General features: G+C 42.2%; 12 protein-coding genes. All 12 read left to right on the plus strand.

What is annotated here, in order from left to right; all coding sequences use genetic code 11:
• Positions 1-62 precede the first annotated feature (62 nt).
• The 12 genes from BMZ99_RS10305 to BMZ99_RS10360 all read left to right on the plus strand — a co-directional run bounded on the left by BMZ99_RS10305 (position 63) and on the right by BMZ99_RS10360 (position 12,218).
• Complete coding sequence (locus BMZ99_RS10305) at positions 63-1,496, plus strand: diguanylate cyclase (protein WP_175490524.1); 1,434 nt, start codon at positions 63-65, stop codon at positions 1,494-1,496.
• 376 nt (positions 1,497-1,872) lie between these two features.
• Positions 1,873-2,580, plus strand: a complete 708-nt coding sequence (locus BMZ99_RS10310) for a YqaA family protein (protein WP_090936329.1) — start codon at positions 1,873-1,875, stop codon at positions 2,578-2,580.
• Positions 2,581-2,811: 231 nt separating this feature from the next.
• Positions 2,812-3,504, plus strand: a complete 693-nt coding sequence (locus tag BMZ99_RS10315) for a response regulator transcription factor (RefSeq protein WP_090936332.1) — start codon at positions 2,812-2,814, stop codon at positions 3,502-3,504.
• On the plus strand, positions 3,485-4,780 hold the full coding sequence (locus BMZ99_RS10320) for a sensor histidine kinase (RefSeq protein WP_090936334.1): 1,296 nt from the start codon (positions 3,485-3,487) through the stop codon (positions 4,778-4,780). The genes BMZ99_RS10315 and BMZ99_RS10320 overlap by 20 nt, the downstream gene beginning before the upstream one ends.
• 150 nt (positions 4,781-4,930) lie before the next feature.
• Complete coding sequence (locus BMZ99_RS10325; RefSeq protein ID WP_090936574.1) at positions 4,931-5,362, plus strand: EamA family transporter; 432 nt, start codon at positions 4,931-4,933, stop codon at positions 5,360-5,362.
• Positions 5,363-5,400: 38 nt separating this feature from the next.
• Complete coding sequence (locus tag BMZ99_RS10330; protein WP_090936335.1) at positions 5,401-6,219, plus strand: undecaprenyl-diphosphate phosphatase; 819 nt, start codon at positions 5,401-5,403, stop codon at positions 6,217-6,219.
• Positions 6,220-6,436: 217 nt separating this feature from the next.
• The gene (locus tag BMZ99_RS10335) at positions 6,437-6,754 is read left to right on the plus strand and encodes a hypothetical protein (RefSeq protein WP_090936338.1); all 318 of its coding nucleotides are present in this window, start codon (positions 6,437-6,439) and stop codon (positions 6,752-6,754) included.
• 15 nt (positions 6,755-6,769) lie between these two features.
• A complete protein-coding gene (locus BMZ99_RS10340) occupies positions 6,770-7,522 on the plus strand; it encodes a carbohydrate kinase family protein (protein WP_090936341.1) in 753 nt (250 codons plus the stop codon).
• On the plus strand, positions 7,446-8,633 hold the full coding sequence (locus BMZ99_RS10345; protein WP_090936345.1) for a glycosyltransferase: 1,188 nt from the start codon (positions 7,446-7,448) through the stop codon (positions 8,631-8,633). The genes BMZ99_RS10340 and BMZ99_RS10345 overlap by 77 nt, the downstream gene beginning before the upstream one ends.
• Entirely contained in the window at positions 8,630-9,373 is a 744-nt protein-coding gene (locus tag BMZ99_RS10350; RefSeq protein ID WP_090936348.1) for a nucleotidyltransferase family protein, read from the plus strand. Before BMZ99_RS10345 ends, BMZ99_RS10350 begins: the two co-directional genes overlap by 4 nt.
• A 27-nt stretch (positions 9,374-9,400) precedes the next feature.
• Positions 9,401-10,075 (plus strand): beta-phosphoglucomutase, encoded by a 675-nt coding sequence (pgmB, locus tag BMZ99_RS10355; RefSeq protein ID WP_090936351.1) that lies wholly within the window; start codon positions 9,401-9,403, stop codon positions 10,073-10,075.
• 286 nt (positions 10,076-10,361) lie between these two features.
• Positions 10,362-12,218 (plus strand): sigma 54-interacting transcriptional regulator, encoded by a 1,857-nt coding sequence (locus BMZ99_RS10360; protein WP_090936354.1) that lies wholly within the window; start codon positions 10,362-10,364, stop codon positions 12,216-12,218.
• Positions 12,219-12,390: the final 172 nt, after the last annotated feature.

A 12,390-nucleotide genomic window follows, 5' to 3' on the forward strand; every position in this document is an offset into this window, starting at 1 on the left:
TTTTAAGCCAAATGAGTATTTACGATAGTATTTGCGAACGTACCGACGAGGGAGGATTTACAATGAAGGTCACTGCTAGGCCAGATGATAAATCGGATCGCGCGAACAGGCTGCATGTTGTTATTGCTGAGTTGTTGTCAGCTATAATAGATTCAACGGTTTCCTTTAACGAGATGTATCAGATTGTTTTAGATAAAGCACGTGAGCTGACGGAAAGTAAGCATGGTTTTGTTTCTTCGATTGAAAAAAAGACTAAAGCACATGTCAGTAATACACTGACTCAAATGCGGGATGAAGGATGTACCATTAATGCTGCCTTTTATTCTTTGCCAGAAGGACCCCATAAGCTTTATAACAGTCTATGGGGACATTCTCTCAACGTCCGGGAGTGTTTTTTTACTAACAATCCTTCGTCTCATGCGGCAGCAACAGGAATGCCGCCCGGTCATGTACCTCTGAAAAATTTCCTGTCGGTGCCTATCATATTTGGAGATGAAATCTTAGGGCAGATTGCACTTGCCAATTCAGTGCGTGAATATACGGAAGAAGATCTTAAGGAAATAAAGCGTTTGGGAGAAGTATACGCAATAGTGCTGCACAATCGACAGCAAGAAAGCGAGCTGCGGCGAAGTGAGGAGCAATTCCGCTCAATGGTAGAGATAGCACCTTTTCCTATGCTTGTTACTAAAAGAGAGCTGAATAGTACTATTTTGTACGGAAATCTAAGAGCAGCAGAACTTTTTAAGGTTTCACAGGGAGCATTGATAGGAAGTGCTGTTGCCGATTATAACCAAAAACAGGAAGAATGGATATCAATTCTGGACGAAATAGAGAAAAACGGATGTGCATTGGATAAAGAAATGCAATTTTACGATGTTCGTGGCAAGGCATGCTGGGTACTGCTTTTTGCCGTAAAGGCCATCTGGTTTGGCAGTGAAGCGCTGATGATCACAATTAATGATATTACTGACCGCAAAAATATGGAAGAAACACTGAGACAGTTAGCGACGGTAGATTATTTGACAGGAATTTGGAATCGTCGCTGCATTATGGATATGGGTAATAAAGAATTTGAACGTTCCTTGCGTTATAAGACCCGTATGAGTGTCATAATTTTTGATCTTGACCATTTTAAACTTGTGAATGACAAGTTTGGACACAATATTGGCGATCGGGTCTTAGAAGGGACTGCCAAAGTAGTAACAAATGAGCTAAGGGGGATCGATATCTTTGGACGATACGGTGGAGAGGAATTTGCTATCATTTTCCCGGAGATATCGCTAAAAGAAGCGGCTAAAGTTGCAGAAAGACTGCGACAGGCTATAGAAAGATACCAGTATGTACTGGAGGATTCAAGTACGCTGATGGTTACCGCCAGTTTTGGAATCAGTGAGGTCATTGACAGCGACAGGACATTTGAGGAGATTTTGACTAGGGCCGATTCTGCTTTGTATAAAGCGAAAGCATTGGGCCGTAATCGGATACACTGCAGCTAGAATGAGTCAAAGGGAAGTCTTGAGCGACAGGCAATTCATTGCCTGTCGTTTTTGGCTTTCATAATGCTGTTGGGTTTTCATGCTAATTTCAGAATCATCGGTTAAACTTATCTTCAAGCAATTTAAATAGTTTATATTCAAAAGCAGGGGATAATCCCAGCGGATCCTATCGGATTTCTAGGGATGGAAATTAAAATATAAACCGGTTTCTTGCAGGGCAAGTTAAGGTGTTCATTACTGGATCAATCCATTGGGGTTATCAATGGCAGGAAGAAATGGAGGCTCGAAAATGCAAACTTCAGTTAATACATTACAGTGAGATCGGAAATATTGATGGACGATCTATCAAGTTATTTAAACAGTAAGGAGAATTATTATGGAGTTTATCATTCAATATTTTAATCATTATGGGACTGTCGGTCTGTTTATCATTGCTTTGGCGGAATCTATATTTTCTCCAATACTGCCAGACCTTTTACTAATTCCGATGGCAATTGCAAATCCGCAAAACGCTATTTATTATGGCATGGTAGCTACAATAGCCTCTGTGCTTGGCGGATTGATCGGCTATGCAGTTGGAAAAACATGGGGACTTCCTGTGATCAAGCGCTTCGTTCCATTACACTATATTCAGCAGATGCGGCTGTTAGCTGATAAACACGGAGCCTGGGCGGTATATGTCGGCGCTTTGTTACCGATACCCTACAAAGTGATTACACTGACCTCCGGCATGTTTCGCATCAGACTCTCCATTTTTATCTTGGCGTCCGTTGTAGGCAGGGCCAAGAGATTCTTACTGGAAGGCGTCCTGATTTACTATTTTGGGCCCAAAACCATTGCAATCTTGGAAAAAGTAACTTCCGCGACAACTGTTGCATTAGTGATCTTTGCCTGTATTGCCGGGGTAATACTTTTCATTAAGTTCGTAAAAACAGATCGTATTGTAAGTGGTGCAGCTTCAATGAAACAGAGCACCTCTGATTTGTCCCTCGAAGAATCAAATGGCGAAGGCAGCGCGGATGCGTCATCACAGAAATGTATTCGGATAAAAGAACATCCAGAACACATGGGAAAGGAACACTGATGAACGGCAGAATCAAAAAGGGAAAATATTGCATAGACAGTGACAGGAAAAAGGCGCATCCATTCTTTGATTAAGATGGATGCTTCTTTAAATTAATTACTTACGGTCTTTTTTTCATAGTATTTTCAGATTGACTTGTTACACTCATTCTGACAAATTAGACAAACATATCCTAGGCGTAGCCTTGACCCAATAATGGTGTTGCTTATGCTGGATAGGGAGGAGATCTGGGTGAACGTATTACTTGCTGAAGATGATGTTAAGCTGGGTAAACTGATTAAACATCTTCTGGAAAGAAATGAAATTCATGTTGACTGGGTAGTAAGCGGTGATATGGCGCTGGAGTCTGCTCTTTATGGTTCGTATGACGTGATTATTCTGGATTGGATGATGCCTGGGCAACTTGGCATTGCCGTCTGTGATCAGCTGCGTAAGCGCGGATATCAGGGAGCTGTTTTAATGCTGACAGCAAAAGACGCCCTTGATGACCGGGTACTGGGGCTGGATACGGGAGCCGATGATTATTTTGTCAAGCCCTTTGAATTTGCAGAACTGCTGGCTCGGCTTCGCGCCCTGGCACGGCGAAGCCGAGTGAGCTTAATGGAGAATATCCTGCAAGTTGGAAATATAGTCCTTAATGGCTCAACACATTGTGTACAGCGGGGCGATACTGAAATACAGCTTACCAGCCGCGAATTTCAGCTGCTTGATCTGTTGGTCCGCAATCAGGAACGTATAATCCCACGGGAAGTTATCTTTGAGCGAATCTGGAGGTTAAAAACCGAGGTGTCCTCGAATAATCTAGATGCTTATGTACGGTTACTGCGGCGCAAGCTAAGTCCATTTGGGGATGCAATCGTCATACAAACTGTCCGTGGCGTTGGCTATAGGCTGGAGGTTCAAAATGTTTGCGAAAATTCGTAACGAGTTGACTCTACGCTATGCAATCGTCATGATGTTAATGATGATGGCTTTTATTGTTGTAAGCTCTACAGGATTGCTTTGGATTCTTTATCAGGAAGAACAGCAGGACTTGCGGTCTTTTACAGAAGAAGAGGCCAGAGAGCAAGCGGAAATGTATAAAGAGAAAACCATCTTCTTTCAGCTGCCGCCGAAGGAAACTGAGGATGTAGATCATGGTGCTAAGATCTTTTATTATGTTTTTGATATAAGCAGGCAAATAGTTGCTACCGAGGAACCATCACAGTTAATTCGCACGGGTGTGTTGCGCATTATCCACAACTGGGACGCATCGGATGGAGAAGTTAAACTGAAGAAATTTCTTCTTCCTAATGGAGACAGAGCGGTAGTCATGTTATGCAGCATGAAAATATATGACGGCTCTCAAGTGCTGGGCACCATTTATGTGGGAGAAGATATCAGTGCGTATTATCACATGTTAAAAATGTTATTGATCATGATGGTGATCATTTCGATTACCTTTTTGATCATCGCTGCTTTTGCGGGGCATTCATTGGCAGGTAAGGCAATGATTCCCATTAAACAAGCTTTTTCTCGGCAGCGTGAGTTTGTCGCCGATGCCTCACATGAACTGCGTACCCCCCTTAGCATTCTCCAAACTTCAGTAGAGGTAGTGCAGACTGATAATGACCAAAAGTTATCAGCATTCTCCATTCAGGTGCTTGATGACATGAAAAGTGAAATTCGCAGGATGACTAGACTAGTAACTGACTTACTAACTCTTGCAAGGGCTGATGCTGGAGCAACTAATATTATAAAGGAGAAATTCGATCTGGCTGCCACGGCAGAACCGCTGATTCGTTCAGTACAGCCGTTAGCGATGGTGAAGGAGATTCATTTGGAAATGAGCGGTGATGAAACGATTCCCATTATGGCTGATCGTGAAAAAATAAGCCAACTGCTCTTAATTCTGGTTGATAATGCAATTAAATATACTCCTAAAGGCGGCAGAGTGGAGGTTTCGCTCACAAGAACAGTAACTCCAAAAACAATGGTTACGATTGCCGTGCACGATACGGGGGAAGGAATATCAGAAAATGAGCGAAAGCTTATTTTTGAACGCTTTTACCGTGTGAATAAGGTAAGGTCACGTGAAGAGGGCGGTACTGGCCTTGGACTGTCTATAGCCAAATGGATAGTGGATGCCCATGGTGGTAAAATAAAAGTGGAAAACACTCCAGGAATAGGGAGCTCCTTTATTATTCATTTACCTCTGTAATAGATTCACCGGTTCTTTAGCCTTGGGTTAATAAATGAAGAGAGGGAATTATGATTGCTACCGATGGCGCCAACAAGAGAGACAGCAAAAGAATCTCTATATTGGCGCAATCTTAAAAAAACGATTGTAACATTGGTTGGAGGGATGCACGTGGAAAATCTTTGGTTAGTATTCGGATTGCTATCTGCTATTATGGCTGCCATGGTAGCGATATTCGGCAAGATCGGCCTGCAATCGGTCGATGCCAATACCGCCACGGCGATCAGATCGGTCATAATGGCGGCATTTTTGATTTTAGTTGTTGTTTGTCAGGGAACCTTAAAGGAAATCCCGGCAATTATTGCCGACAAAAAAGCTATTACGTATATCGCTCTAAGTGGCGTTGCCGGGGCACTATCCTGGCTGTTTTATTTCTTGGCTCTCAAGTTCGGCAATGTATCTCAGGTTGCGCCCATCGACAAATTGAGCGTGGTGATCGCCACAGTCATCGCTGTCACCTTATTGGGAGAAAAAATTAGTATGGTAGGCAGCGCTGGCGTGGCCTTAATTGCGCTAGGAGCGATACTCGTGGCGTTGGGGTAGTTTGAGAATATTGATTTAAAAAGGAGTATGATGTATATATGTTATGGTATATTGCGATTATCCTTGGGATTGTGCAAGGGATTGGTGAATTCTTACCCATATCCAGTTCAGCACATTTGATTCTGACTCGTTGGTTTTTTGACTGGGATCCTATTATCAACCAGTTAGGAGGAAATATTGATATCGTGTTAGATGTGGCCCTCCACGTCGGAACACTGCTGTCAGTGCTTATCTATTTTTATCAAGACTGGCTTCAACTGCTAAGGAACGGTTTATCCACAGGGATTAAAACACGGGAGGGAAAAATGTTTTGGTATCTTGTGGCAGCTACTATTCCCGGCGGAATCGCAGGGCTTGCGTTGGAATCGACGATTGAGAATTTTGTTCGATCTCAGGTTTTGATCATTGCCGTAGGATTGGCGATTATGGGGATTATTCTTTACTATGTTGACAAGAAAGCGGAACAGATCGTCAGTTTTGAGGAAATCACCTTTAGGCAGGCAATTTTAATTGGTATAGCCCAGGCACTGGCTCTGTTTCCCGGAGTATCCCGTTCAGGTATTACTATGACTACAGGTCGATTATTGGGCTTTTCACGGGAAGCGGCAGCTAAGTTTTCTTTTTTGCTGGCCACACCGATTATCGCCGGTGCCGCACTAAAGCAGACGCCTGGCATCATTCATAATATTGCGAATCCGCTGTTTTTGGTTGGAACTCTCACATCGGCTGTAGTAGGTCTTATCAGTATCGGGTTTTTACTCAAATATCTTCAGAGAAACAATTTTGCTGTGTTTGCAATATACCGATTAGCAATAGCAGCACTTGTCGTTATAGTCTATATGGTTCGTGGTGCCTAGGAAACTAGAACAAGAGCGATTGATAAAACAAAAGTAGGTTCGCTCCGTACAGAAATCATGCACAGGCCAAGCTTCCCATCTAGTTATAGATGGGAAGCTTGGCTTAATCTGCATAGCAGGAACCTGCTCCATTCTCCTCGTTAGCCGTGAATTTATTTTGATGAATATAGATTTTTGGGAAATAATACGATTATATCTATTTTGGCAGGTGAAGAAGATGAAGGTTGGAATTGTAGGACCGATATCGAGGGACCGGATGGTATCACCAGATGGTAAGGTGGTAAGTAAATTAGGAGCCGTTGCTTATACTGTGTCAGCACTTGCAAAATTATTGGAGGGAACAACCGATGGTGTTGTCTGTCTGTCCCATTTATCCCCAGAGGATATAAATGAAGCTCGTGAGTTGCTTAATCATCCAAACATTACAATGCCCATACTTGATACATCATGTAAAAACGGGACGGAGATCGAGCTAAAACTTATTAACGATCATGAACGAATTAGCCATCAGATGCGCACGATGACACCCGTTTAGTCAGCAGAACTAAATTTGCTCGCCGATTGTGATTATCTTATATTGATGCCGCTGAACGAAACGGATATACCCCTGGATTGTATAAAAAAATTTCGTGAAACTTCTCGGGCAGAGATCTTCCTGGATGTTCACGGACTGATAACTGGTCTTGATAAAAACGCTAATCGTTATAAGAAAGACTGGGAACATGCAGATGAGTGGCTGAAAAACATTAACTTTTTAAAGATGAATGACAAGGAGGCGCAGTGGGCTGCGGGACGTTTGCTGGATAAACAGGAAGATTATGCACACTACGCAGCTGCCATGGTAAATATGGGCTTATCCACATGCTGGATCACTTTTGGTGATCAATCCTCCTTAATTGCCTGGCGGCGAAATGACCGGATATTTTGGGCAAATGTCCCGGTGGTCGATTTTGGGAAGATAGTCGATACTGTAGGGTGTGGTGACTCTGCTTCAGCAGGATTTATATATTCTTATGCAAAGCTACATAATCCGTTATTAGCCGTAGTATTAGGCAATACTTTCGGCTCAATAAAAGCGTCAATTTCCGGCATTGAAGAATTTCCATCAAAGACTGAAGTGCGTGATGTAGTAAATCAGCACTATCGCAATTATCTCCATACGATGCTTGATGAGTTTCTCACTCAAGAACATGTAGTCGTCCACGAAATAAAGGAGGATCATATATATGAAAGTTCTCTGTACAGCACAGATGGGCACCGGCACAATCATGGGGCAGACCATGCGCGTGGTAGCGATAGCTAAGGCTCTCCAACGCCGTGGGCATGAAGTAAAATTTCTAGCTAGTGGCAAGCTAATCCCCATTATCAAGAATTTTGGTATTGACGTTATTGAAATTGCCGATATGCCTGAATTCGATACGTTTGGGAACCAAGCAAACGACTTGCGGCACAAGGAAGAGCACTTCAACAAGATGGAGCAGCTGATAGCTAGAATTGGCGAGATTGAAACGAATGCTGCTGCTCGCGAGCAGCCTGATCTCTTGCTTTGCGGCACAATCAGCGGTCCAAAGACAGGAAAAAGTTTGGGCATTCCTTCCCTATTAGTAGCGTTGCAAGCGCACGGTGCCAAGACGCTGGCTATGTTTGCACAGCGACTGCAAGGTATAAAAAATCAGCTTTTCAGACCGCAGGAAGCAGCGGATCTTATCATTATTGAGGGGATGCCAGAAATAAGCGGCGGAGTAAGCTTCGAGGATCATTGGGAGAATTATGAGACCTTGAAAGAGAAGATATATTTTACTGGACCACTGTTAAACGAAAGCCCTAACGAGATGCCGTTACGAGAGACGCTTAAGGAAAAACATATCGGCGCTGGCAATAAAACAATGGTGTATGTGACGATAGGAGGCGGTTCGTCGCTTATTGGTGAACAGTTCCTGCAGCTTGTCCTAGAGAGTCTAAAGATGCTTCCATGGTTGACGGGAGTTGTCTCTACGGGCATAGCTATATCGCCAGACAAGATAAAATCATTCAACCCACCTAATAATGTTGTCATTAGAGGATTCGTGCCAGGAACTGAGATGATTAAGGCTAGTGATGTAACTGTTTTTCATGGTGGATCGTCTACACTAATGACTTGTGTGGCTTGTGGAACACCAGCAGTGGTGATACCTTCCATGGCCGAGCAGGAAGATAATGCAGCTGTGCTGGCACAAAGCGGTGCGGGAATTGTTCTGGATAAGAAGACGATGACCCCGCAGATGTTGGCTGATGCAGTCCAGGCCATAGTAACTGATCCTGGCTATCGAGAGCAAGCCCAAAAACTAAAGTCCCTAGGGGAAAAATATGGCGGTGCGGAGGCAGCTGCTTCACTAGCAGAAAAATTCGTTGCCCAAAAGGCGGTTATTCAATGAAAGCCTTAATTTTGGCGGCTGGCAAAGGGACAAGATTGCGGCCGATAACTGATTTTATTCCCAAACCCATGGTACCGATTCATGGGAAGCCACTTCTGGAATGGGTTATTCTCCACCTAATGTCCTATGGTATACAGGAGTATGTGGTAGCTGTCAGCTATTTTGCAGAACAAATCGAAAACTATTTTGGAGATGGCACTCGCTGGGGCATACGTATAGAATATAGCCATGGGCTCTCGCCAGCCGGCAAAGCAGGAGAAATTTGGCGCTGTCGCGAACTACTAACGAATGAACACCATTTTCTTGTTGTACCTGGAGATACAATTTGTCACTTGAATTACCATGCGTTCATGGATTTTCATGAACGGCAAGGCGGTATAGCTTCGGTGGCTTTATCTACTAAATATCGGCTGGAGGTTGGACTGGCAGAAGTAGCGAGTGACAGTAGAATTACAGCATTTCTTGAAAAAACGAATCTTGATAGGCCTGTAAGTACGGGATCGTACTTATTGGAATCATCGATTTTTCCCTATATTGAACGGTTTAATCCGTCAAAGAATGAAGTGGATTTGCCAGGCGATATTTTCCCGGTATTACTGCTAGAGGGGCAGCAGATCAACGGTTTTGTTAGTGAATATGAGTGGTGGGATATTGGGAAAATTAACGATTATGATACCTTTGCTCATATGCCTGTGCAACAAGCAAAGTCTATACTTTGTAGTTATAAAAATGTGTATTGATCGTTTTTATAGTCAATAGATATCGAGGTGAACTGTATTAATACCCAATTTAAAGCTTTTATCTTTGATATGGACGGTGTACTTACCGATACTGTGGAATATCATTATCAATCTTGGCAAAAACTCGCCATAGAACTAAATCTTTCTTTTACAAGAAAAGATAACGAAAAAATATTGGGATTGTCGCGTCCGGATTCAATGAAAATCTTTCTTCAAGGACGACCGACTACCGAGTCTGAATTTCAACAATTATTGCAAAAGAAAAATGAGTGCTTTTTGCAATTGATTGACAAGTTCTCACCAGCCAATCTCTTGCCGGGAGTCAGTAAACTGCTTAACACTATTAAACAAGCTGGTTTTAGATTGGCGGTAGCATCGTCAAGCAGGAATACTGAAATAGTCTTACATCGGTTGGAGATCGCCAAATTTTTTGACTCGATTTCCGACAGCAATATCATTCAGCATGCTAAACCAGCCCCCGACCTTTTCTTGGATGCTGCCCACCGCTTAGGAATGCTGCCGCGTGAATGCGTTGTTTTTGAAGATGCCGCAGCCGGGATTGAAGCTGGGCTATCAGCCGGAATGCTTGTAGTAGGAATTGGAGACATAAACTTAGTTGGCAGAGCCCACTTACGCTACTCTACAATGGCTGCAGTTAATTTGGAACAAATCCTAGCGTATCGTTTAGACGAGGAGATGTAATGGATTGCCTCTACCTTGCTAATTTAGAAGATCACCTAAAAAGAGATAGCTATTTGTCTAATAATGGACAATCGCTATCTCTTTTTAGGTGCAGATTGATTTCTGGTGTAAACAACAAAGCTATGTTATAATTTTATCCAAACTTCGAAACCTTCCGAAGCCAACGAATGTTTCGTGGGGAGTATATGAGACATATTTTAAACCATATCGTTTTGTAAAACGAAAGGTTAGGCTGATATTTGGATCTAGTTAAAGGGATTTTCAAAATGAATGTAGGAGAGCGAAAATGGCTAAAATTAGTTTAATTGCACCCAATCAAGAAATAGCGGAATATGCTGTTCAAGCAAAAGAACTATATCACTGGGATTTTGATATTTGCATTGAGCTAATGGAGGCAGCTGTTCAAAAAGCTCTTTCTTTAAAAAATAAAGGAACAAAAATTATTATTTCACGTGGTGGAACGGCTTTGTGTTTGAAGAAGAAATCACATCTTCCTGTTGTCGAGATCAAGATGACTTTGGGAGATGCGGCGTTAGCACTGCAAAAAGCGCAAAAATACGGCAACCGTTTTTTGTTTGTTGGATTCTCAAATCACTTACAAGAGTTAGATTCGCTGGGACCTCTTATGGGATTAGATATTGCACAAGTTGTAATTCAGAACTACCACGAAGCGGAAGAGGTTATTGCGAAGGCAAAAGAAGAAGGCGTGCATGCCATTATTGGCGGAGCTGTGCAATGTGAAATTGCCCGAAAACTGCACATACCTGCCGTATTTTTACATTCAGGCATACAGGCGATTCATAACGCTTATAATGAAGCCAAGGCTATGCTGGACCTTCTATCCAATGAAGAACGTAAAACAGAAGAATTGAAAACTTTATTAGATAATACAGGGGAAGGCTTTGTTGCCATTGACAAAAAAAATAAAATCACCCTAGTGAATCAGTCGGCGTTACGAATGTTAAATTGTAAGAAAAAATCTGTAATTGGTCAAACGCTTACAACCGCTTTACCCCTTATTGCAAACTTGAGTGATTCGTTACAGCAGGAAAATAGTGCGAAAGATGAAATTGTTATTGCTGAAAAAAAGATGTTTTTATACAATAAAATTTCGCTTTATGATCGTGGTGAAATCATTGGCGCTATCGCAACCTTGAAAGATGCCCAGAAACTATCAGAGGAAGAAAGAAAAATTCGTTTAAATCAGCATAACAGCGGGTTATATGCACGATATTATTTTCAAGATATTCTAGGGAAAAGCAGTTCCTTGAAAGAAGCGCAGCGGATTGCGCAAAACTATGCTAAAGTACATTCGACCGTTCTTATTACAAGCGAGTCTGGAACTGGAAAAGAAATGTTTACCCAATCCATTCATAATGCTAGCAATCGGAGGCAAGGGCCATTTGTTGCCATTAACTGCGCCGCTCTTGCGTCAACCATTTTAGAAAGTGAATTGTTCGGTTATGTAGAAGGTGCCTTTAGCGGTGCGAGAAAGGGCGGAAAAGCAGGTGTTTTTGAGCTGGCGCATGGTGGAACCATTTTTTTAGACGAAGTAGGGGAAATCACAGTTTCTTTGCAGGAAAAATTGCTGCGTGTTTTGCAGGAACGTTCTGTAATGCGCCTAGGTGACGATAAAATTATCCCTGTGGATGTAAGAATTATTGCAGCTACGAATAAAGATTTGGTTCGTGAGGTAAAGGAAGGCCGCTTTCGGAAAGATTTATTTTTTCGCCTAAATGTCTTGCGATTGACGATTCCGCCGCTGAGAGAGCGAAAAAATGATATTGTTCTTTTGGCCGAGGCTTTTTTGAAAAAATATGCACTTGCCGAACCTTTACTTTTTTCGACTGCTGTAGAAACACTATTAAAGCAGTACTCTTGGCCGGGGAATGTCAGAGAATTGGAAAACCTTATGGAAAGGCTTAGTATTACAGCGCTATTTGGAAAAATCACCGAAAATGATTTGCATGAATATTTTCTCGAAATGGAAGGGCTGCAAGAAGAAGGGGGAAAAATAGCAAATTTAGATTGTGTTAAAGTAGAACAAGTCCTTTCTCAAGTTCAAGGCAACAAAACAAAAGCAGCTAAACTTCTCGGGATTCATAGAAGTACGTTATGGCGTCTGTTGAATGAAAAACAATAATTCCTTGAAAAAGCGTTGCAAGAAACATTTTAAATGTTTCTTGCAACGCTTTTTGTTTTTGCAAATCAGGAGAAAAGATAAGAAAGGCAGAAAAAACAGACTATTTTTTAAATTTAAATATTGGCATATAACTTGCATATATTTATGCGCGTATGGATTTAAGGAGGGGGGA

This window comes from Pelosinus propionicus DSM 13327 (assembly GCF_900114615.1).
GTDB lineage: Bacteria > Bacillota > Negativicutes > DSM-13327 > DSM-13327 > Pelosinus > Pelosinus propionicus.